Source organism: Methylophilus sp. UBA6697, from assembly GCF_002454655.1.
In the GTDB taxonomy this organism is placed as follows: Bacteria; Pseudomonadota; Gammaproteobacteria; order Burkholderiales; family Methylophilaceae; genus Methylophilus.
Window position 1 is genome coordinate 1 of the sequence record NZ_DKJH01000037.1, and the last position, 20,462, is coordinate 20,462.

22 protein-coding genes are annotated in these 20,462 nt (G+C 50.5%); 11 read left to right on the plus strand and 11 right to left on the minus strand.

All coding sequences use genetic code 11. From position 1 onward, the window contains the following. Together arfB and B3355_RS09885 are read right to left on the minus strand one after the other, a co-directional pair. Nucleotides 1-391 (minus strand): alternative ribosome rescue aminoacyl-tRNA hydrolase ArfB (gene arfB, locus B3355_RS09880; protein WP_292783270.1); only part of this gene is annotated, 391 nt, incomplete at its 3' end. Nucleotides 392-393: 2 nt separating this feature from the next. Further along, nucleotides 394-2,340, minus strand: coding sequence for an ATP-dependent DNA helicase (locus tag B3355_RS09885; protein WP_292783272.1), 1,947 nt, complete (start codon nucleotides 2,338-2,340; stop codon nucleotides 394-396). A gap of 186 nt (nucleotides 2,341-2,526) precedes the next feature. Here B3355_RS09885 and B3355_RS09890 point away from each other — a divergent pair, with 186 nt between their 5' ends. Further along, the gene (locus B3355_RS09890) at nucleotides 2,527-3,081 is read left to right on the plus strand and encodes a C40 family peptidase (protein ID WP_019883375.1); all 555 of its coding nucleotides are present in this window, start codon (nucleotides 2,527-2,529) and stop codon (nucleotides 3,079-3,081) included. A 35-nt stretch (nucleotides 3,082-3,116) separates the two neighbouring features. Here B3355_RS09890 and B3355_RS09895 read toward each other — a convergent pair whose 3' ends face one another. Continuing rightward, complete coding sequence (locus B3355_RS09895; RefSeq protein WP_292783276.1) at nucleotides 3,117-3,413, minus strand: SelT/SelW/SelH family protein; 297 nt, start codon at nucleotides 3,411-3,413, stop codon at nucleotides 3,117-3,119. A gap of 173 nt (nucleotides 3,414-3,586) precedes the next feature. Between B3355_RS09895 and B3355_RS09900 the strand changes: the two genes are divergently transcribed. The 3 genes from B3355_RS09900 to B3355_RS09910 all read left to right on the plus strand — a co-directional run bounded on the left by B3355_RS09900 (nucleotide 3,587) and on the right by B3355_RS09910 (nucleotide 6,078). Further along, nucleotides 3,587-5,014: a S41 family peptidase gene (locus B3355_RS09900; protein ID WP_019883378.1), complete on the plus strand. Its 1,428-nt coding sequence runs from the start codon at nucleotides 3,587-3,589 to the stop codon at nucleotides 5,012-5,014. Between the two features lie 61 nt (nucleotides 5,015-5,075). Beyond that, nucleotides 5,076-5,735, plus strand: a complete 660-nt coding sequence (coq7, locus tag B3355_RS09905) for a 2-polyprenyl-3-methyl-6-methoxy-1,4-benzoquinone monooxygenase (RefSeq protein ID WP_292783280.1) — start codon at nucleotides 5,076-5,078, stop codon at nucleotides 5,733-5,735. Nucleotides 5,736-5,760: 25 nt separating this feature from the next. After that, a complete protein-coding gene (locus tag B3355_RS09910) occupies nucleotides 5,761-6,078 on the plus strand; it encodes a DUF2322 family protein (protein ID WP_019883382.1) in 318 nt (105 codons plus the stop codon). Nucleotides 6,079-6,164: 86 nt separating this feature from the next. Here the strand turns inward: B3355_RS09910 and B3355_RS09915 are convergent, their stop codons facing one another. The 7 genes from B3355_RS09915 to B3355_RS09945 all read right to left on the minus strand — a co-directional run bounded on the left by B3355_RS09915 (nucleotide 6,165) and on the right by B3355_RS09945 (nucleotide 11,082). Further along, nucleotides 6,165-6,569: a VOC family protein gene (locus tag B3355_RS09915; RefSeq protein ID WP_292783285.1), complete on the minus strand. Its 405-nt coding sequence runs from the start codon at nucleotides 6,567-6,569 to the stop codon at nucleotides 6,165-6,167. A 21-nt stretch (nucleotides 6,570-6,590) separates the two neighbouring features. Further along, entirely contained in the window at nucleotides 6,591-7,016 is a 426-nt protein-coding gene (locus B3355_RS09920) for an OsmC family protein (protein WP_019883384.1), read from the minus strand. A 125-nt stretch (nucleotides 7,017-7,141) separates the two neighbouring features. Next, nucleotides 7,142-7,555 (minus strand): FKBP-type peptidyl-prolyl cis-trans isomerase, encoded by a 414-nt coding sequence (locus B3355_RS09925; RefSeq protein ID WP_198289772.1) that lies wholly within the window; start codon nucleotides 7,553-7,555, stop codon nucleotides 7,142-7,144. A gap of 112 nt (nucleotides 7,556-7,667) precedes the next feature. Next, nucleotides 7,668-9,077 carry a D-alanyl-D-alanine carboxypeptidase/D-alanyl-D-alanine endopeptidase gene (dacB, locus tag B3355_RS09930; protein ID WP_292783288.1) on the minus strand — a complete coding sequence of 470 codons (1,410 nt, stop codon included), beginning with the start codon at nucleotides 9,075-9,077 and terminating at the stop codon, nucleotides 7,668-7,670. Further along, a complete protein-coding gene (bioA, locus tag B3355_RS09935) occupies nucleotides 9,078-10,331 on the minus strand; it encodes an adenosylmethionine--8-amino-7-oxononanoate transaminase (protein WP_414683421.1) in 1,254 nt (417 codons plus the stop codon). A 134-nt stretch (nucleotides 10,332-10,465) separates the two neighbouring features. After that, on the minus strand, nucleotides 10,466-10,765 hold the full coding sequence (locus tag B3355_RS09940) for a type II toxin-antitoxin system RelE/ParE family toxin (RefSeq protein WP_047516303.1): 300 nt from the start codon (nucleotides 10,763-10,765) through the stop codon (nucleotides 10,466-10,468). Beyond that, nucleotides 10,765-11,082: a CopG family ribbon-helix-helix protein gene (locus tag B3355_RS09945; RefSeq protein WP_292783290.1), complete on the minus strand. Its 318-nt coding sequence runs from the start codon at nucleotides 11,080-11,082 to the stop codon at nucleotides 10,765-10,767. Before B3355_RS09945 ends, B3355_RS09940 begins: the two co-directional genes overlap by 1 nt. Nucleotides 11,083-11,159: 77 nt before the next feature. On the opposite strand from B3355_RS09945, the gene B3355_RS09950 reads away from it, so the two are divergent. From B3355_RS09950 to B3355_RS09980, 7 genes are all read left to right on the plus strand, one after another. Further along, complete coding sequence (locus tag B3355_RS09950; RefSeq protein WP_292783292.1) at nucleotides 11,160-13,094, plus strand: peptidase U32 family protein; 1,935 nt, start codon at nucleotides 11,160-11,162, stop codon at nucleotides 13,092-13,094. A 74-nt stretch (nucleotides 13,095-13,168) separates the two neighbouring features. Next, nucleotides 13,169-13,810, plus strand: a complete 642-nt coding sequence (locus B3355_RS09955) for a YchE family NAAT transporter (protein WP_019883392.1) — start codon at nucleotides 13,169-13,171, stop codon at nucleotides 13,808-13,810. A 144-nt stretch (nucleotides 13,811-13,954) separates the two neighbouring features. Next, nucleotides 13,955-14,386, plus strand: coding sequence for an NUDIX hydrolase (locus tag B3355_RS09960; RefSeq protein ID WP_019883393.1), 432 nt, complete (start codon nucleotides 13,955-13,957; stop codon nucleotides 14,384-14,386). Continuing rightward, the gene (mnmA, locus tag B3355_RS09965) at nucleotides 14,383-15,477 is read left to right on the plus strand and encodes a tRNA 2-thiouridine(34) synthase MnmA (protein WP_019883394.1); all 1,095 of its coding nucleotides are present in this window, start codon (nucleotides 14,383-14,385) and stop codon (nucleotides 15,475-15,477) included. The genes B3355_RS09960 and mnmA overlap by 4 nt, the downstream gene beginning before the upstream one ends. A gap of 80 nt (nucleotides 15,478-15,557) precedes the next feature. Continuing rightward, the gene (locus B3355_RS09970; RefSeq protein WP_292783295.1) at nucleotides 15,558-15,887 is read left to right on the plus strand and encodes a hypothetical protein; all 330 of its coding nucleotides are present in this window, start codon (nucleotides 15,558-15,560) and stop codon (nucleotides 15,885-15,887) included. A 301-nt stretch (nucleotides 15,888-16,188) separates the two neighbouring features. After that, nucleotides 16,189-17,028 carry a PEP-CTERM sorting domain-containing protein gene (locus B3355_RS09975; RefSeq protein WP_292783298.1) on the plus strand — a complete coding sequence of 280 codons (840 nt, stop codon included), beginning with the start codon at nucleotides 16,189-16,191 and terminating at the stop codon, nucleotides 17,026-17,028. Next, on the plus strand, nucleotides 17,025-17,957 hold the full coding sequence (locus tag B3355_RS09980; protein WP_292783301.1) for a PEP-CTERM sorting domain-containing protein: 933 nt from the start codon (nucleotides 17,025-17,027) through the stop codon (nucleotides 17,955-17,957). The genes B3355_RS09975 and B3355_RS09980 overlap by 4 nt, the downstream gene beginning before the upstream one ends. A 66-nt stretch (nucleotides 17,958-18,023) precedes the next feature. On the opposite strand, the gene B3355_RS09985 is transcribed toward B3355_RS09980, so the two are convergent. Beyond that, nucleotides 18,024-20,378: a TonB-dependent receptor domain-containing protein gene (locus tag B3355_RS09985; RefSeq protein ID WP_292783304.1), complete on the minus strand. Its 2,355-nt coding sequence runs from the start codon at nucleotides 20,376-20,378 to the stop codon at nucleotides 18,024-18,026. Nucleotides 20,379-20,462: the final 84 nt, after the last annotated feature.

Consider the following 20,462-nt stretch of genomic DNA (forward strand, 5'->3'; position numbering starts at 1 on the left):
CAACAACCCTACCCCGCCCCTGCTTCACCACCCCACGTTGCATCTTCCCCGCTACCCGCCGTTTCTTCGATGCCAGCGTCGGCCGTGTCGCATAGCGCACCGCATGCACGTGGCTAGCCGCACGTACAACCTCATGCAACCGTGCAATCGCATCCCGTTTATTGGCCTCTTGCGTACGGTATTGCTGCGCTTTGATCACCAGCACACCTTCCGCCGTGATGCGTTGGTCTTTGCTATGTAACAATCGTGTTTTAACCACTTCACTCAAGCTGGAAGCATGAATATCAAAACGCAGATGAATGGCTGAAGATACCTTATTGACGTTTTGTCCGCCGGCCCCCTGCGCGCGAATGGCGGTGAGGCTGTATTCGTGAAAGGCGATCTCCAACATGGCTATGAGAGGCTATTGATGAGTGCGAAAAAGTCTTCCACCTCTTGCTGTACGCGTGTGCGTTTGAAGGGGGGCAGGCTTTGCCAGATACGGCGCCCGTAAGGTTTATCAACCAGGCGTGGGTCGCAAATCATGAGCACACCTAAATCCTGTTCATCGCGGATGAGCCGCCCGGCACCTTGCTTAAGCGTAATCACAGCATAAGGTAGCTGATACTCCATAAAGGCATTTTTGCCTTCGGCGTTCATTTTCTCAATACGTGCCGAAAGCACCGGGTCGTCTGGCGGCGCAAATGGCAACTTGTCGATAATGACGCATGACAACGCTTCACCACGCACATCGACGCCTTCCCAGAAGCTTTGCGAGCCGACCAGCACGGCGTTGCCGTGGGCACGGAACCTATCCAGCAACTCGGTACGGTTACTCTCGCCTTGCATGAGCAAAGGATAATCCAGGCCATGCTCTTCAAATGCCTGCTTGAGCAAAGCGTGCACTTCGCGCATGGCCTTGAGCGAAGTGCATAATACAAACGCCCGGCCACGGCTGGCTTGCAACACCGGCAGACTGACAGATGCCACCGCAGCTGTATAGGCAGTGCTATTAGGCTCAGGCATACCAGAAGGCACGTAGAGCAAAGCCTGTTGACCATAATCAAACGGGCTTTGCCAATGCCTGGTTTGCGCCGCCAGCAAGCCCATCTGGCCCTGGTAATGGCTAAAGTCACTTTTCACCGCCAGCGTCGCGGAAGTAAAAATCCAGGCGCGCGGCTGCGCATTGAGTTGTTTGCCAAAACCATCGGCCACACTCAGTGGTGTTGCGTGTAATTGCACACTTTGGCTGAATACTTCGACCCAGCGTACCAGATTGGCATGATTACCTTTTAACCAGGCCTCAAGCAAGGCCAACAGCGCCTCGCCACGTTGCCAGCATTTTTCGAGCAAAGGATCGCGGCCTGCCTGCGTTTCAAGCACAGCAGTCAAGGCACTCAACGTCTCCAGTAAGCGCTGGTAGGCGGCGTCAAAGTTCTTTAATGATTGCGCTTTCTGCACCGGCATGCGCGCGCCTTCAAACTGGAATACCAACCTGAAATCACGACAGGCTTTCTCCAGTGGCGGCACCGCCTCACTCAGCGGCACGCAGTCTTTGGCCAGCGTCAAGTACGCCATCTGGCTATCACGCGCCAGGTCCATCAATTGTGAGGTGGAAATATCTTCGCCAAAAAACAGGCCGGCGACTTCTGGCAATTGGTGCGCTTCGTCAAACACCACAGTATTGGCGCTGGGCAATAACTCAGCCACGCCTTCATCACGCAGCATGACATCGGCAAAAAACAGGTGGTGATTGACTACCACCACATCGGCAGCCAGCGCCTGTTTGCGCGCCTCCATCACAAAACACTGTTTGTAAAACTGGCAATCCTGGCCGACGCAGTTATCACGTGTCGAGGTGACTTGTTGCCACACCGTGGCTTGCTCGGGCACTTCAACCAGTTCGGCTTTATCGCCACTTGTGCTGTTCTCGGCAAAGCTTTGCAGGATGGGAATGTATTGCGCATCTTCGCGCGACTGAAAGCGGCCTTCCTGGCTGGCGCGTTGCAAGTGATAATGGCAGATATAGTTGGCACGGCCTTTAAGCATGGCCACCGTCACTGGCACTTTAAGTGCTTCGCGCACCGCGGGCAGGTCGCGTTGATACAATTGGTCTTGCAGGGTTTTGGTGCCGGTAGAAATAATCACCTTACCACCAGAGAGTAAGGCAGGCACCAGGTAAGCATACGTTTTACCGGTACCTGTACCCGCTTCGGCTACCAATTGCTGCTGCTGTTCAATGGCCTCAGCAATCGCTTGTGCCATTTCCTGCTGTTGCGGACGGCTGCGGAAATCAGGCATGGCTTGCGCCAAACACCCATTCTCTAAAAACGCGGAACTGACCTGTTGCTGTAAAGACATACGCTAATTATCCCACGAGCCAGAATAAATCAGACAAGCATTTTTCAAGAAATACATCGGTTAAAAGCAGTCACAACAACAGTAAAAAGGCTAAAAAACTTGCGCATGCTGTTAAAGTATGGCAAGGTTTAGGCCGTAGTCACTTCTGTGTCACCAAAAATCCTCTTATCCAAACCCTTGATTGTGATGAATAAATCATTTATTCGGCTGGCTGCTTTACTGGTCAGCGTGCTGTTATGCCAATGCAAAAGTGTCGCCGCGCCCGGCGATGATAAGCGCTGGCAAAACGCTTACAGCTACTCGCAAGAGCAAGTGATGGAAAGCCAGTCCGGCATTGCGGGTTCCTGGTCAGAAAAAGTGGAAGAAATCATGATTCGCGCCCTGAGCCTGACTGGCGTTGACTATAAATATGGCGGCCGCAGCCCGGAAACCGGCTTTGATTGCAGTGGCTTCGTGCAATATGTATTTAAACACGCTGCCCAGATTTCCCTGCCGCCCTCGGCACGCACCATTAGCGAAATGGGCAATACTGTCAAACGCGAAGAATTACAGCCCGGCGACCTGGTATTTTTCAACACATTGAAATCGGCGTTTTCGCATGTCGGCATCTACGTCGGCAACAATCAGTTTATTCACGCCCCGAGAGCGGGCGCCAAAGTGCGTATCGAAAACATGGACGAACGCTACTGGAGCACACGCTATAACGGCGCCAAGCGCATGGAAGTAGAAGCGTCAAAATAACGCTTCTTTGCACAGCACGCGTTTATCCCCTGTTTTTACTCGCCTGCGCCCTTCACTGGCGTATCACTATGCCCCAGCGAGCGCTCCGGATCGATGAGGTCGCGGATTAATTGCTTCAATTCTTTAGCCTCAGGAAAACGCCCGGCTTCTTTGCGGGAAAAAATCACAGCGCCATCACAGCGCACTTCAAGAATACCGCCGGTCCCCGGCACCAGGCTCACGGACTTTAAATCCGTATCAAACGTCGTCAACAACTCCTGCGCCAGCCAGGCGGCGCGTAACAACCAACGGCACTGTGTACAAAACTCAATTTCTACGATAGGCTTTTGCATATTTCACTCTAAACATTTATTTGCGTGAAGAGTATAGTCAATTTTATTGAAATAGCGGAAAATGAACTTAACAGCGTTCTGTCCACTCTCTGCAAACAGGCTGTCATCAACAGATGCAACTTGACTCTTATTAAAGTAATATTCTTCGCTTAATTGATCACACAAGGCATGGTATGCGTTCCAAATTAGAAAAATTCAGCTTGCTGGGTGCAGGCGTGTTTGTAGGTATCCTGGTGAGTATCAACATTTCCGCCTGGGCAGACAGAACCTCCGTGTCGCAACTGCCTATCGATGAGTTGCGTGTATTTGCCGAAGTGTTCGCTAAAGTTAAATCTGACTACGTTGAACCGGTAGAAGACAAAAAACTGATCAACGAGGCATTGTCCGGCATGCTGCAAGGCCTGGACCCGCACTCTACGTTTATGGATGCCGATGCTTACAAAGAACTGCAGGCAGGCACACAAGGTGAATTTGGCGGCCTGGGCATTGAAGTCGCCATGGAAGACGGCCTGGTCAAAGTAGTGACGCCGATTGAAGACAGCCCTGCTTACAAAGCAGGCCTGAAATCCGGCGACCTGATCATGAAACTGGACGATACCCAGGTGCGTGGCCTGACACTTAACGATGCAGTGAAACGCATGCGCGGCACACCGGATACCAAAATCGTGTTGACGGTGATTCGCAAGGGCGAGGACAAACCACTCACTTTCACCTTGACTCGCGCCATCATCAAATCACAAAGCGTGAAAAACAAATGGATTGAACAAGGCTATGGCTATGTCCGCATCACACAGTTTCAGGAACGCACCGGTGAAGACCTGGCCAAAGCGCTGAAAAGCTTGCAGACTGAAAACAAAACGCCACTGAAAGGCCTGGTACTCGACCTGCGTAACAACCCTGGTGGTTTGCTGGATGCAGCCGTTGGTGTATCGGCCGCATTTTTACCTAAAGATGACCTGGTGGTGTACACAGAAGGCCGTGTAGTCGATTCCAAAATGCGCCTGAATGCAACGCCGATGGATTATGCACGTCGCGGCAAATCAGATTACCTGAAAGACTTGCCTGAAGAGTTCAAGTCTGTGCCTATCGTGGTGCTGATTAACGCCGGTTCTGCTTCTGCATCTGAAATTGTGGCCGGTGCCTTGCAAGACCATAAGCGCGCCACCATCATGGGTATCCAGAGCTTTGGTAAGGGTTCAGTACAAACCATTCTGCCGATGAATAACGGCAGCGCCATCAAACTGACGACAGCACGTTACTTTACCCCTAACGGTCGTTCGATTCAGGCCAAGGGCATTGTGCCGGATATCACGGTAGATGACGGTTCTGATCCAAGCCTGAGCTTGCATGAAGCTGACCTGAAACGTCACCTGTCTAACCCGACCGATGCCAAAGGCAATGTGGACAGCAAAGCAGCAGATGAAGCAAAATCTCGCGCAGCCGCTGAAAAGCTGAAAGAAGAGAAACATGCCGAAACACGCGGCCCGATTGAACCAGCCAGCAAAGATGACTTCCAGTTCACGCAAGCCATGAACTTGTTAAAAGGCTTGCCAGTTCAGAAGTCGCAAGAACCTGCTAAAGTAAGCACAGCCAAACCATGATGCCGGTTCTGCTTACCGACCAGCAAGCTTGGTAAGCAGACGCCACTCTAAGGAAGAGTACATGTTGACTTTACCACCATTGAGCCTACCTCCACTAAGCTTGGATAAAGCCATCAATGTGCTGGATATGGGCCTACGCACGGTGTTTAGCCCGGCCATTGCCAGTCGACCTTATCCGGCAGCCGACATCGGCGCTGACTCGACACTCACGGAGAGTGAACGCAAACATGCGGCGGCACTGATGCGCATCAATCATGTCGGTGAAGTCTGTGCACAAGCACTGTATAGCGGCCAGGCACTAGTGTCGCGTGACCCAGCCAATGTGGAAGCCTTGAAACAAGCCTCACGGGATGAAGTCGACCATTTGGCCTGGTGTGAGCAGCGCATGCAGGAATTGGGTGGCCGCAAGAGCCTGTTGAACCCTCTGTGGTTTGGCGCCAGCTTTGGCCTGGGCGTCACAGCAGGCCTGCTGGGCGACAAATGGAATCTGGGCTTTTTGGCAGAAACTGAACATCAAGTCTCAACACATTTGCAGAGCCATTTGCAGGAACTGCCTGTACAAGATCATGCTTCGCGCGCCATTGTCGCTCAGATGAAAGAAGACGAAGAACACCACGCGCAAACAGCCGAACAATTGGGCGGTGCCGCCTTACCTGCCCCGGTCAAGCTGGCGATGCGCTTGGCCTCAAAAGTGATGACCCGCACGGCGTATCACTTGTAAGATTTGTAGTAACCTAGAGTCAACCATGCAAAAATTTAGTGACAACCTCCTCACACTGGACAATGCCGATCACGTGAAACGCATTGAACTGTATGATGAAAACAACCAGCCAGTTGGTGTGCTTGAAAACAAGCCAGGCACCCAGGGCTCCATCAAAGTCTATCATCACCTGTTCAAGGTGTTTGGTGAGATCAATACCGATGCGGCGGTAGAAGGCCTGGCGCTTTACGCCGAGCACACCGAGGATGCCGAAGACCACCCGGGAAAACACCCGAATATTGATCGCCTGCTCAATGTACTGGATAAAGAGCAAACGCTTTCAATCAAGCTTGTGACCGAATAAGCCCGCACAAGCAGCCATAAAAAAGCCTCCAATGATTGGAGGCTTTTTTACTATCTGGCAAGGTCAATGTACCCGCGCACCAGACATCATGCACTTTGCAAATGGCGTGTAATAGGCGGGTGGTAAATAAACTCCAGCAAATGCCCCACACTGTCCAGGCAATAAAACCCGCGTGAACCATCGCGATGACTTTTTGGCGCCTCGGTAATCCGCACCCCATTGGCGACCATATGCGCATACCAGTCATCCACGGCCTGTGCATCTGTCAGCACAAAGCCGATATGATCCAGTCGCTGCAATGGGTCTGCTTTGTAATCTACGCGATGCAAAGCAAACACATCGCCATGATTGCTTAAATAAATATTGTCCGGATCAGGCTGCCACTCAATGTGCATACCGACAATCCGCGTATAAAAATCAATCGCAGACTCAAGCTCTTTGATAAACAAGGCCACATGGCGGATGCCTACCATGCCTTTAGGAATGCTCATGCAATGCTCCGTTAATCAAGCTCACTCAAAGCTGGGCGCTTTGATTTCATAGCCGTGCGTAATCTCACACGCTTTTTGCAGCATGATGCTGGCCGAGCAATACTTCTCGGCAGACAGTTTCACTGCACGCTCCACCTGTGACTCATTCAAGCCTTCACCGGTCACCACAAAATGCACGTGAATCTTGGTGAATACCTTAGGCACCGTGTCGGCACGTTCCGCCTGAATCTCGGCAACGCAGTCGACAATCGGCTGACGGGACTTTTTCAATATGGTCACCACATCAAACGAAGTACACGCGCCCATGCCTATCAGCAACATTTCCATTGGGCGCATACCAATATTGCGGCCGCCATTTTCAGGCGCGCCGTCTAATACCACGGCATGACCCGTTTCGGATTCACCGACAAAACTGACACCATCTATCCATTTCACTTGGACTTGCATTATGACTTTCCAATCATTGAGTGTTTATCTATCGCCAACATTCTCTACTTGGGGGCGATGCACCATAGACACAAGCCACACAAATATTGCTGCCCACCAAGTTGTTGCGATAAACAGAATTATTTTTATTTCACGCCCAGTAGTTCAACATCAAACACCAAGGCCGCATTCGGTGGAATCACGCCACCTGCACCACGCGCGCCATAGCCCATGTCAGAAGGAATAATCAGCGTACGCTTGCCGCCGACTTTCATGCCTTGCACACCGACATCCCAACCCTCGATGACCTGGCTGCCACCTAAAAAGAAATTGAATGGCGAATTACGGTCCAGGCTGCTGTCGAACTTTTGGCCTTTGTGGTCTTCTTTGCTGGCGTCATACAGCCAGCCGGTGTAATGCACGGTGACGTTAAAGCCGACTTCAGCTTCGCGACCTGAACCGACCACCGTATCAATTTTTTGTAATTCAGTCACATTGGCAGACATTTGTGCAGATTCCTTCGTATTTGACGAGTTAGATTGCGCTTGGCAACCTGTCATGGCCAGCAGCAATACGCTGAGACCGATTAGTTTGATTGCAGATTTCACTTGTTTACTCCCAGAAAACGACCATTATTTTACGCGCTTTTAACCACAAATTATCAGACACAGGCTAACGGCCTTCAATCAATTGTTTAAGCAAGGCATCCTGCACCGCGCGTACTGCAGAAGCACGCGCGTGATTGGCAATCACCACCAGCACATAACGTTTACCAGCCATATCCTGCACATAACCTGCAATGCTGCTCACCCCCTCCAGCGAGCCGGTTTTGAGGTAAGCCATGCCTTTGCTACCCCCCTCTGCCAAGCGCTTTTTGGTGGTGCCATCCAGACCCAGTATGGGCATGGATGCCATAAGTACCGGCATCACCGGGCGCTGGTAGGCTGTGACGAGCAACTGAGCCAAATGTTCCGCACTGATACGCTCATTGCGCGACAAGCCGGAACCATTTTCCAGCACCAGCTCAGGGAACTGCAAGCCACGCTGACGTAAAACCTGTTTAAGCGCCAGTGCCGCACCCGCCTCATCTGCTGGCGTAAATCCAGCCTCTTGCCCGATGCTCAGCAGCAACTGGCGCGCCATCACATTATTGCTCCATTTGTTGATATCGCGCACCACGCTATCCAGCGGTGGCGATGACCATGTGGCCACCAGCGTGGCGACGTCGGTGACCGGTGCCAACAACACCTGCCCATTAAACTGCCCACCCAGCTGCGCCCACAGTTTTTTAAAACTGAAAAACACGTATTGCGTGTCATTGAGTACACTGAGTTCCAGATAGCGCTCATCACACTGCTCGGGCAAGGTGCCGCTAAAGGCCACCGTGACGCCATCAGCCTGTGGCGTCACGCTATAGCGCAAGTCACCGCGCCAATCATTACACGCACCTTTACGGATTTGCATGGTATTGATCACACGGATTTGCGGTAACTCGAATTCTTGCGAGATTTGTACCACTGGCTTATTGGCCTGACTAGAGACCGCAAAACGGAAACTGGTATTGCGGCCATTGAGTAATAAGGCGCTCGGGTTAGCGTTATAGGCACGCCATGGCTCATCGTCCAGCACGGGCCGCTGGCTGACTTCAGGCGCATATACCGACAAATCCAACACGAGATTGCCTTTGATCTGGCGAATGCCTTGCTGTTGCACCTGCTGCAATAAACGCCAGAATTCTGCGATATTGAGTGCCGGATCGCCAGCACCCTTGATGATTAAATCGCCATCCAAGACCCCCTGAGTCAGCGTGCCAGTGCGATAAACGTCAGTTTTCCAGCGGTAGGCAGGTGTCAGTGCTTCCAGCGCCGCATAGGTGGTCACCAATTTCATCACACTGGCCGGGTTCATGGCTTTGGCTGCGTTGTGGCTGATTAATGGCGCAGTACCATCCAGCGGTTGCACCACAATGGCCACGCTATCGGCGGGCAATTGTGCTTTGCTTAATGCCTCCTGCAAGTTGATTGGTAAGGCGGCCTGGGCCAAAGCTGCCCAACAACTGCACACAACCAGTAACCAGCGCATTTACATGCTCTCCTCAACGGCAGCACGTGTCGTTTGTACCAGGTGGTGAATATCTTGTGCTGTCATGCAGTAAGGCGGCATCCAGTACACGGTGTTACCAATCGGCCGTAATAGCAAGCCATGTTTGAGCGCCGCGGCATAGCAGTCGCGCGCGAACTGTGGATTTTTTGTAGTGACTTCAAACGCCGTGATCATGCCACGCTGGCGCACATGATGCATGCCGAAACCATAGCCTTCAATGCCAGCCAGCAATGCCTGCGCTGTCACACGGTTATGCGCCAGCACATCAGATGCCTCAAACAATTGCAATGTCGCCAGTGCAGCACTGCACGCCAGCGGATTGCCCGTATAGCTATGGCTATGCAAAAACCCTTTTACGGTCTGGTCGTGATAAAAGGCCTGATAAATCGCATCGGTCGTCAGCACCACCGACAACGGCAAATAACCGCCGGTAATGCCTTTTGAGAGACAAATAAAGTCTGCGGTATCACTCACGCGGTCACCCGCTTGCTCACATGCAAACAAGGTGCCGGTACGGCCAAAACCGACGGCGATTTCATCGGCGATGATATGCACCTGGTAACGGCTGCAAATTTCACGTGCCCGCTGCAAATACACCGTGTGATACATCGCCATACCCGCAGCGCCTTGTACTAGCGGCTCAATAATAAACGCGGCTAATTCGGCATGATGCTCAGCCACATACGTTTCCAGCGCCTCGGCACAACGTAAAGCGTAAGCCTCGTCTGATTCACCTGATTCAGCCAAACGGCTATCCGGACTCGGCATTTGCGCCGATTGCAGAATCAATGGCGCATAGGTATCTTTAAAAATCGCTACATCGGTGACACTAAGCGCCCCCAGCGTTTCACCGTGATAACTATTTTGCAGGCTGATAAATTTGGTTTTTTGCGGCTGCCCAATATTGCGCCAATAATGAAAACTCATTTTGAGCGCAATCTCGGTAGCACTGGCGCCGTCTGAGCCATAAAACGCGTGGCCCAAGCCGGTTAACGCGGCAAGTTTTTCTGACAACTCAACGACGGGCGCATGTGTAAACCCGGCCAGCATCACGTGCTCCAACTGATCAAGCTGCGCTTTGATCGCATCTTTAATCACCGGCTGATTATGCCCAAACAGATTCACCCACCAGCTACTCACCGCATCCAGATAAGCTTTGCCTTCGCTATCGAACAGCCATGTACCTTCGCCGCGGGCGATAGGCACCAGCGGGTAACGTTCGTGGTGTTTCATTTGCGTGCAAGGATGCCAGACGGCTTGCAGGGAGCGAGACAGAAGAAATTGATTTGATAAAGGCTGGCTATTATTTTTCAAGAGCTTTGAGTTCCATGACTTGAGCGGCAGTAGGTAACACCATGTGCATGCGACTAATGGTAATCATTTTCCCGCTGGTGTTTGATCGCAAGAATGAGTACTTTATGTTCCAGCCTGTCGTAATGGTAGCTGGCCACATATCCAGTCCTTCCGTGAGAAATCACTAGCTCTCTCAATGCAAGTCCGACTAAGCGACCGGCCAACGGGTGGTCTGCAAGCATTGCTATCGCACTTTTGATAATTTCAAATACGTCCAAGGCCGCTTCTGGATCTTTTTCAAACAGAAAAAGACTTAATCTGAGAAGGTCACTTTGTGACTCTAACGAGTATTCAAGTGCGGCTTTAGCAACCATTATTTCTTATCTCTTACCGGGATAAGCGCTGGCAGTGGTTCACCCTTGAGCTTTGCATAGATGTAAGCATGCACATCCTCTGCAGCGTAAGAAATACCAGTTTCTTTGTAATGTTTGAGCGAAGCTTCTGCACGCGCCAAAAATGCTTGATCCTCTTCGATGCGCTGAGCCTCCGTCGCGATCGCATCCACCATGAATGCATGCGCACTTTTGCCACTCGCTTCTGCAAGTTTCGCCACGCGCTCTTTAAGTTCGTCCGAAAGCTTTAAACTGGTTGTAGCCATTGCAGGGCCTTTCATATACAAAAGTGTTACCAAGGTAACACCTCAACCTTTACCTGTCAAACGCCGCTTTGTGATATAGTTCGCATCTTATTGATTTATATGCATAATCCATGCAAAAAACCCGCAAACATCTCGAACTGCTCGCCCCGGCCAAAAATGCCGATTACGGCATTGAAGCCATTAACCACGGCGCCGATGCGGTGTATATCGGCGGCCCGGCCTTTGGTGCGCGCGCCAAGGCGCCGAATACTGTGCAGGACATTGCGCGCCTGGTGCAACATGCGCATAAATTTCATGCCGAAGTGTTTGTCGCACTGAATACCATCTTTCACGATAACGAGCTTGAAGGTGTGCGCCAGCTGGTGCATCAACTGTATGACAGCGGCGTCGACGCCCTGATTGTGCAGGACATGGGCTTGCTGGAACTGGATTTACCGCCGATCCAGCTACACGCCAGTACACAAACTGATATCCGCACCGTTGAAAAAGCGCAGTTTCTGGACCAGGTAGGTTTTAGCCAGATTGTGCTGGCGCGTGAGCTGGATATTGCCACGGTGAGAAAAATCGCAGACGCGACCACTGCCAATCTGGAATACTTTATCCACGGCGCACTATGTGTGGCGTTTAGCGGTCAGTGCTTTATCAGCCACGCGCATACGGGGCGTAGCGCCAACCGCGGCGAATGCTCGCAGGAATGCCGCTTGCCTTATACGCTGGAAGACCAGAAAGGCCGCATCATCGGCAAAGACAAACATTATCTGTCGATGAAAGATAACGACCAGAGTGCCAACCTGCGCGCCCTGATCGCGGCGGGAGTAAGCAGCTTCAAGATTGAAGGTCGCTACAAAGACCTGCCTTATGTCAAAAATGCCACGGCGCATTATCGCCAGTTGCTGGACGAGATTCTGGAAGAGATGCCGCAATACGCTAAATCTTCCGCCGGTCACGCTACTTACACCTTCACGCCGCAGCCGGAAAAAACCTTTAACCGTAGTGCCACCGATTATTTTGCCAATGGCCGCCAGGCGGATATTGGTGCGTTTGATACTCCAAAATTCTCGGGAGAAACATTGGGTACGGTACGCAAAGTCGGTAAGGATTTTATCGATGTTGCCACCGATATTGCATTGCACAATGGCGACGGCGTCTGCTTTTTTGATGTGCATAAAGAGTTGGTCGGCTTGCGTGTGAACACGGTACAGGCACTGGACAAATACACGTACCGCCTGTTTCCAAACGAAATGCCAGCGGATATCCGCAACAATACGCAACTGTATCGCAACCGCGACCATGCGTTTATGCGTCTGCTGGAAAAAGACTCAGCCACACGTAAAATCGCACTGGATGTCGTGTTTTACGAAACCAAAGATGGCTTTGCACTCACACTGAATGACGAACAAGGCTTTAGCGCCACAGCCCAATACGATGCCGAGAAACAGCTTGCTAACGACACGCAAAAAGCCGAAGCCTCGCTCAGGGAGAATCTAGCCAAACTAGGCAATACCGACTTTGTTGCCAGAGAAATCAGCCTGGAGCTCACTCAATTCTGGTTCTTGCCTGCCTCTGTGGTCAATCAATTACGCCGTGATGCTGTTGAACAATTGCTGGAAATAAGAACCATGGGCTATGAGCGCCCGCCACTACGCGCTACGGCCGAACCACCAGCCATTTACCCGCAAGATAGCCTGAGCTACCTGGCCAACGTCTACAACCAGAAAGCACGCGACTTTTATCACAAACACGGCGTCAAACTCATCGCCAGCGCTTATGAAGCCAATGAAGAACTGGACGAAGTGCCGGTCATGATCACCAAACACTGTTTACGATTTAGCCATGGCTTGTGTCCAAAAGAAGCCAAAGGCGTGATTGGCGTACAAGGCACTGTCACGGCGGAGCCGATGACGCTTATCAGCGGCAATGATCGCTATACGCTCAAATTCGACTGCAAACCATGCGAAATGCATGTGATGGGCAAAGTGCGCAAACATATCCTGCAGATTGCACCACCACAGCCGATTACCTTCTTCGAAAAACGCCCAGCCTAAATGCATCGCCTTGGTCATTTGCCAAGGCTATTGTTTTCAGGCAAGCTTTGAGCACCTTAACATTATTATCGGCCATGACTGAATACGCTTACCTGCTCAAAGTCGCAATCGCCCTCATCGCCATTGTCAACCCGATTGGCAGCCTGCCGATCTTTATCAGCGCCACCAGCGGCTGGAGCAAGGCTGAACGGGCGCGCACCGCACGCACGGTAGCGATCACCGTCATGATTGTATTAGGTGTCTCCGCTTTTATTGGCGACCTGATTCTGGATTTCTTCGGCATCACCATTCCCTCGTTTCAAGTCGGCGGTGGCATCCTGCTCCTGCTGATTTCGATCTCAATGATGCATGGCAAACAAAGCGGCACACGCCAAACCGCCGAAGAAGCACAAGACTTGAGCGAGCGTGAGGTAATTGCAATTGTGCCGCTCAGCATCCCGCTACTGGCCGGGCCAGGGGCAATTTCCAGCATGATTCTTACCGCACAACAGCATCCCGGCTTTTGGGGGCACATCAGCCTGATGCTACCGATTGCACTCATTGCACTATTTATCTGGGGATTATTGCAGCTCGCCGATGGCATTACGCACTACCTGGGCACCATAGGCATCAATATCGTGACGCGCTTGATGGGGCTGATTCTGGCGGCAATGTCGGTGGAATTTATCGCGCATGGCTTGACCGGGTTGTTTCCGCAACTCGCTGGAGCTGCATAGAAAACAGTCGCACACAGCTAAATTAACCCTCCCCCAATCAATCACTTAGCGGTAAAATAGCGCTTTTAACGAAACCTGCGCATTTTGAATTCCACCGTTTCAACTCCATCGAAATCCTCCCAGCAATGGAAGCCTAACGTCACCGTGGCTGCCATCATTGAACAGGACGGCAAGTTTTTGCTGGTTGAAGAAACCACCGACCGTGGTAACCGCTTTAACCAACCTGCCGGGCACCTGGAAGAAAATGAGACGATTATCGCTGCGGCGATCCGTGAAACGCTGGAAGAAACCGCTTACGACTTCACGCCTGAAGCATTGGTGGGCATTTATCACTGGCAGCATCCGCTCAACGGTATTACCTATTTGCGCTTTGCCTTTACTGGCAAGCTGGGCGCGCATTACCCAGCGCAGGCATTGGACGATGGCATACTCCGCACGGTGTGGAAATCTGAAGCCGAGATCGCCGCCGAAGGCGAGCTGATGCGTAGTCCGCAAGTGTTATTGTGTGTGCAGGATTACCTGGCAGGTAAACGTTATTCTTTAGACATTTTGAAGCATTTGGGCCAAGCATTATGAGTAAGCCACATGTCATCGTCGGATTGTCCGGCGGCGTAGATTCCTCCGTCACGGCCTTGTTGTTGAAACAACAAGGCTACCAGGTCACCGGTTTGTTTATGAAGAACTGGGAAGACGATGATACTGACGAATACTGTTCTTCACGTCAGGATTTGATTGATGCCGTTTCGGCGGCTGACAAGATCGGTATCGACATCGAAACCGTGAATTTTAGCGCCGAGTATAAAGAGCGAGTGTTCGCTAACTTTTTACAGGAATACCAGGCTGGCCGCACGCCTAATCCGGATATTCTGTGTAATGCCGAAATCAAATTCAAGGCATTTTTAGACCATGCCATGGGCATGGGGGCGGATTTGATCGCCACCGGCCACTATGCGCAAGTACGTGAAAACCCGATTCAACCTGGCAACTTTCAACTGCTCAAAGCCGATGACGGCAGTAAAGACCAAAGTTACTTTTTGTCGCGCCTGAATCAGGCACAGCTTTCAAAAACACTGTTTCCGCTGGGCAAACACCTTAAACGTGAAGTACGTGAAATTGCACGTGAGCATGGCCTGGCCAATGCAGAAAAAAAGGATTCCACCGGTATTTGCTTTATTGGCGAACGTCCGTTCCAGGAGTTTTTGCAACGCTATTTACCACGCCATCCTGGCATCATGCGTACGCCAGAAGGCAAAGTGGTTGGTGAACACGAAGGCTTGATGTATTACACCATCGGCCAGCGCCAGGGCCTTAAAATTGGCGGTAGCCGCGAGAGCAATGGCGAGCCATGGTTTGTTGCCGCCAAGCATATGGCGGATAACGAATTGATTGTGGTGCAAGGTCACGATCACCCACTATTACAAAGCGATGGTTTAAAAGCGGGCCAGTTACATTGGATCAGCGGTGAAGAGCCTCAAACTAACTGGGTATATGCGGCCAAAACACGTTACCGCCAACCTGATGCGCCTTGTGAAGTGGATGCGGTGAATGCTGAAGAAGCCACCATTCGCTTTGGCCAGCACCAGTGGGCCATTACCCCTGGTCAGAGCGTGGTGGTGTATGAAAGCAATGTCTGCCTGGGCGGCGGCATTATTACCGGCGCCATTTAACCTATTCGCAAGGCATGGTTATTGCTTCTGCTTGCATAATATAATCAAAATGAACGCCAAGTGACGAGGAATGACACCTAATGGCCTACGTATTAAAAAATAAAGAAGGTGCAATTATTGCGGCAAGCCCAGATACGCAAGTGGCCGCGGACTGGGTTGAAATTGATAATGCAGATACCGAATATCTGTGTTTTCTGGATGATGAGCTAAAAAAACATCACACCTTTCGTGAAAGTGATATCCAGTTGGCACGTGTGCTGGAAGACTTAATCAGTATTCTGATCGACCGTAGCCTGATCAGCTTTACCGACTTCCCAAGCCCTGCGCAAAAACGCCTGAATGAGCGGCAAACCCTGCGTCATAAAAACAATCTGCAATTGCTGGCTGACGACGACATACCGCCGCTGTAATCCCTATGCACGTGCAGGAATTGTCTGCTTAATCAGAAAATTCCTGTAACAATACTGTACGCCTCACCCTCCTGCCTGATATCTATACATGTAGCGCTTTGTTTACAAGAGCAGACAGCTTCACCAGCTACAAAAGCGTCCACTCACTTACGCCCTACCTCAGCAATCGACAAAGCTTTTAATACAGCATCGTTGCTCACCCATGTCGCATAACCTCAATTCCTATTGTCACTTACAAATGAAATTGACAATCATTCTCATTATCAATTAGCATATAGATTCCCAAAGGATTTATAAAATAATGAGGAGAGGTTCACATGACACGCACTCACAGCGTACTGATTTCACTGGCATGCATATTTGCCGCGAAAAGAAGCAGGGGGCAGCGATGAGCCCCTGGTTGAAACGTATACGAAACGCATCGCTACTGACATACCTGCTCTCTGGCACCGCGTGGGGTGGTTACTATCCTATGTACGCGAGCTGGCCACAGCCTAATGGCATAGGCTCAGACATCACGCTGACCTACAGTTACAGCAACCTGTTCGACGGCGGCGTAATCAGCACCAATGGGCAATCGCTTTCAGTAGACATCATGCGCAGCGCATTTGAACAGGCGTTTGCTGATTACGCGGCAGTCTTGCCCATTCACTTTATTGAAGTTGCTGACGCCGGCGGCCCATTGCCGGAAACCGGGCAATACGACCCCACAGGCTTGGCAGATATCCGTATCGGTGTCGTCCCTTACATCAGCGATGCAAATGCCTATGCTTATTTTCCACAAAATACAGCGGTCAATGGACTGGCTGGTGATGTCGTCTTTAATGGCCAGCGTTTTGGCCTGGGCTGGACGCAAACAATTTTCTATTCAGTTGCCCAACATGAACTTGGGCACTCTTTAGGCATGGGCCATTACATTAATGCAGATGAGTCGCCTGACGACACAATAGCAAATGCTGCATATACGGGCCCCATTTTCCCATTAGATAGCATGATGATCACGGCACTCCAAAATGTATATGGCGCAGGTCTTGGCTCAGTCACACCACTGTCAGCGGTGCCTGAACCGAATACCTGGACATTACTGATGGCCGGACTGTCACTGTTAATACTTGGCCGACGAGAAAGAAAGCCCACATGAAATCATTACACAAAGTACTCACGGCAGCAGGCTTGCTGCTCGCCCTGCCTGCACATGCCTTGACCATAGAGTTTGACTACACTTATGACACCAGAGGCTTTTTTACCGACCTGACGACAGGCACGCCGATGACTGAACGCAGGGCTTTACTAGAGCAAGCTGCGTCATTCTATAGTGGCTTTACAGACTCCCTGACCGCCATTACACCACAAGCAGGCGATAGCTGGTCGGTGCAAATCACGCATCCAAGCTTAGGCGGCCCCTTGATCACACTGAGCAATATCGATATTGCTGCGGACACCTTGCGCATTTATGTCGGCGGCTCAAACTCTGCGCCCGGCGTTCTGGGCTTTGCCAACACAGGATTCAATCTGACAGCCAGTGGTTCTGATACCTTTATTGATGCAGTCACCACGCGTGGACAAGAAAATACCACTGGATCAACAGCAACAGATTATGGAGTTTGGGGCGGGATGATCTGGTTCAATGCCGCCAATGACTGGTATTTCGGCAGTGATACCAGCGGCTTGACCGCAGGCCACCCAGACTTCCTGACCACAGCAACACATGAACTTGGGCACATTCTGGGTTACGGCGAAGCAGACTCCTGGCTAGCACAAATTGATAACGGCTACTTCACCGGAGCCGCCTCCGTGGCTGCTTACGGCAGCGCCGTGCCACTTGATCAATATGGCAGTCATTGGGCCAATGACACCATGAGCACCTATCAGGGCGTGGCACAGGAAACATTGATGGATCCAAGCACAACGCCAGGCACCCGTGAACTACCAACCCTATTAGATTATGCCGCCTTCAAAGATATTGGCTGGCAGGTCAATGTAACCACTGTGCCTGAACCTGATACTTACGCCCTGCTACTGACAGGGTTGGCTTTGATCGGTTTATCAGCGCGTCGCCGGACAGCTTAAATTCGCCACCCGTAAAAAAGCCCCAGAATTTTTCTGGGGCTTTTTTTGACCAGCTCTTTTGCAAGATTAATACATGAGTTCAGCAAAAAACTTCACATTACGACCGGGGCCAAGAATACCCGAGCCTCCCATGGCATTGTCAAATCGATATTGATTGTTAGTCAAATTCTCACCAATCAGCCGCAAAGTCACATTCGGCGATGCTCGCCAGTTAACACCCGCATTCCATAATACATAACCGTTCTGTATACCATAGGTATAAGGGGAAGAAGCGCTGCCGTCCCCTGACAAAATCACATCACGATCTGATATCTTACGGAAAGTCAGATTGGCATCAATACTGCTCGTAATTTCTTTACCGATATTGATATTCAATGCATTGCCAGGCACGGTATACAAAGGCACAGCCGTTAATCCATTGTTCAACTCACCCGAGATCTTTGAGTAAGATCCTCGCATAAACCACCCTTGGTATTGCAGGAAACTCTCAAACTCTATGCCATTACGCCGCTCCCAGCCATCCTGCGTATATTTTCCTTGCGCGGTATCATAGCGCATTGAAGTAAATAAATTTCCAGTATAGATATGGTAAAAGTTAAGTTTGCTACTCAGAAAAACATTCGTCCCCCATAGCCTTGGGTTCTGATAACTGATGCCTGCCTCAGTTGACTCGGAATTCTGCAAATTATATAAATCACCACAGATTGTTGACGGTGTTTGTGGAAACAGGCATCTGCTGCCAAAACCACCAGCAGTAAAATACTCATCTAACAAAGGCGGCCTGAAACCTTGCGCATAATTACTATAAATCGTCAATTTTTCAGGGCTATTACGCCGGAACAGGTCATAAGCGAGACCCAGACTAAAAGTCTCCGCAGTAAACTCTATTTTGTCTGACTGGCCAAATTGAGCCAGCCGCTTTTTCGTGAGTGCACCAGTGACCTCCACCTCATAATCATCTCGCCGGTAACCGGGTTTAATATTGAGCTGCCCCCATTGTATATTTGGCTGCAGATAAAACGCCTTATAGGACCGATTACCTGATGGCGCAGTGAGGTTTTGCCCTCCGGGATAACTATTCACCTGGACAGATGAATTACTGTTCTCATAGAACCTTGACACTTCGCGCTCGCGACTATTGTATTGCCAGCCAGCCAGAAGGCTCAGCTCCACATTGTCAGTTTTGGCAATGATAGCGGTATTACTTAAGTCTATCGTTCTGGTTTTGTAATTGTAGTAATCATTCAGGTCACCCGGACAAATTGTTTTATTACTGGGATTAGGTGTAAAAATGATGCCATTACAGAAACTATTGCTGGGGTTAATGTTGGACCAGCCAGGTTTCAGAAGATCGTGTAAGTTTGTATAGCCCCCGGCAAACACTGCCTTCAGATTAAGCAATGGATTGTCCGGCGTGTAATTTAAAGTTTCGGTCCAACTGAAATCATCAGTCGCGCGACGCACATATCCAAAAAACCCTGGTTGACCGCCAGTGGCATCATAAGGCTGCATACCTGTATCAGTAAACTTCACCAGAGAGGTAATCATTTCCAGATCATCTGTAGGAAAGATTGAAACTTTAAGTAACTGCGAGATGGACTCAATGGCAGAATTGTCGAGCTTAGTTTTGTCTGCCAGGGTGATATTATTGGACTGACGGTTAGAGTAATTGTAAAGAATATCTATACGCTCATGAGGGCGTGCATAAAGCATGTATGAGCGCGAATATTCATCATTATTATTGCCATAGCCGAATTTGGCTTTAGCACCAACGGTTTGCCCTGGCCGCAAAAAGTCGGCAGCATTTTTTGTCTGCGCAATAATAGTGCCGCCCAGGGCACCAGAACCACTGGAAATTTGAGGCCCACGCTGCACTTCAATACTTCTAAGCAGCTCTGGCTCAATAAAAGTCCCTCCCATTCGGTACTTCTCAAAAGCCTTCGGTGCGCCATCTACTTTAACCACAACATCTTCGTTATCCGCAAAGCCACGTATACTGAAAGTCATGCCGCTGGCACGTGGTCCGCCAGAGGTAGAAACGCCAGGCACGGATCGCACTGCCTCAAAAATATTACTGAACTGTGAGCGTTGTAATTGCTCTGAGGTAATTGTTGTGATGGATTGCGTTGAGTTAATCCCAGAATCCTCTTTTACTCTGACGTCTTTGACGGACACTTCAGGTAAGGTATCAACATCGTCCAACTCCGCTTTTTTATTCTGTTTAGGCGTGACTGCCTGTTGTTCGAGATTTTCTGAAGAGTTCTCAACTTTGTCAGGCGCTTTATCTTTCACAGCATCTTCTGCTGCTAGCACCTGATGCTGCAGCGAAAATACCAACACTAAACAGACCAGACCGCATTGGCAAACAGCGTGAGTGTTTTTTATTATCAATCGCCAGTAATCGTTGAGACGTGTCATCATAAAGCGTTCACTACTTCATTCATAAGCGGTATATAAAAACAAAGGGGCTTTATCAGCCCCTTTGTTGTCATCGCACTAAGCTAA

Excerpts from the sequence above, each read along its gene's own strand:
- B3355_RS09885 (WP_292783272.1), bottom strand. The coding sequence starts at position 2,340 with ATGTCTTTACAGCAACAGGTCAGTTCCGCGTTTTTAGAGAATGGGTGT.
- B3355_RS09890 (WP_019883375.1), top strand. The coding sequence starts at position 2,527 with ATGAATAAATCATTTATTCGGCTGGCTGCTTTACTGGTCAGCGTGCTG.
- B3355_RS09895 (WP_292783276.1), bottom strand. The coding sequence starts at position 3,413 with ATGCAAAAGCCTATCGTAGAAATTGAGTTTTGTACACAGTGCCGTTGG.
- B3355_RS09900 (WP_019883378.1), top strand. The coding sequence starts at position 3,587 with ATGCGTTCCAAATTAGAAAAATTCAGCTTGCTGGGTGCAGGCGTGTTT.
- coq7 (WP_292783280.1), top strand. The coding sequence starts at position 5,076 with ATGTTGACTTTACCACCATTGAGCCTACCTCCACTAAGCTTGGATAAA.
- B3355_RS09910 (WP_019883382.1), top strand. The coding sequence starts at position 5,761 with ATGCAAAAATTTAGTGACAACCTCCTCACACTGGACAATGCCGATCAC.
- B3355_RS09915 (WP_292783285.1), bottom strand. The coding sequence starts at position 6,569 with ATGAGCATTCCTAAAGGCATGGTAGGCATCCGCCATGTGGCCTTGTTT.
- B3355_RS09920 (WP_019883384.1), bottom strand. The coding sequence starts at position 7,016 with ATGCAAGTCCAAGTGAAATGGATAGATGGTGTCAGTTTTGTCGGTGAA.
- B3355_RS09925 (WP_198289772.1), bottom strand. The coding sequence starts at position 7,555 with ATGACAGGTTGCCAAGCGCAATCTAACTCGTCAAATACGAAGGAATCT.
- dacB (WP_292783288.1), bottom strand. The coding sequence starts at position 9,077 with ATGCGCTGGTTACTGGTTGTGTGCAGTTGTTGGGCAGCTTTGGCCCAG.
- bioA (WP_414683421.1), bottom strand. The coding sequence starts at position 10,331 with ATGAAACACCACGAACGTTACCCGCTGGTGCCTATCGCCCGCGGCGAA.
- B3355_RS09940 (WP_047516303.1), bottom strand. The coding sequence starts at position 10,765 with ATGGTTGCTAAAGCCGCACTTGAATACTCGTTAGAGTCACAAAGTGAC.
- B3355_RS09950 (WP_292783292.1), top strand. The coding sequence starts at position 11,160 with ATGCAAAAAACCCGCAAACATCTCGAACTGCTCGCCCCGGCCAAAAAT.
- B3355_RS09955 (WP_019883392.1), top strand. The coding sequence starts at position 13,169 with ATGACTGAATACGCTTACCTGCTCAAAGTCGCAATCGCCCTCATCGCC.
- mnmA (WP_019883394.1), top strand. The coding sequence starts at position 14,383 with ATGAGTAAGCCACATGTCATCGTCGGATTGTCCGGCGGCGTAGATTCC.
- B3355_RS09970 (WP_292783295.1), top strand. The coding sequence starts at position 15,558 with ATGGCCTACGTATTAAAAAATAAAGAAGGTGCAATTATTGCGGCAAGC.
- B3355_RS09975 (WP_292783298.1), top strand. The coding sequence starts at position 16,189 with ATGAGGAGAGGTTCACATGACACGCACTCACAGCGTACTGATTTCACT.
- B3355_RS09980 (WP_292783301.1), top strand. The coding sequence starts at position 17,025 with ATGAAATCATTACACAAAGTACTCACGGCAGCAGGCTTGCTGCTCGCC.
- B3355_RS09985 (WP_292783304.1), bottom strand. The coding sequence starts at position 20,378 with ATGATGACACGTCTCAACGATTACTGGCGATTGATAATAAAAAACACT.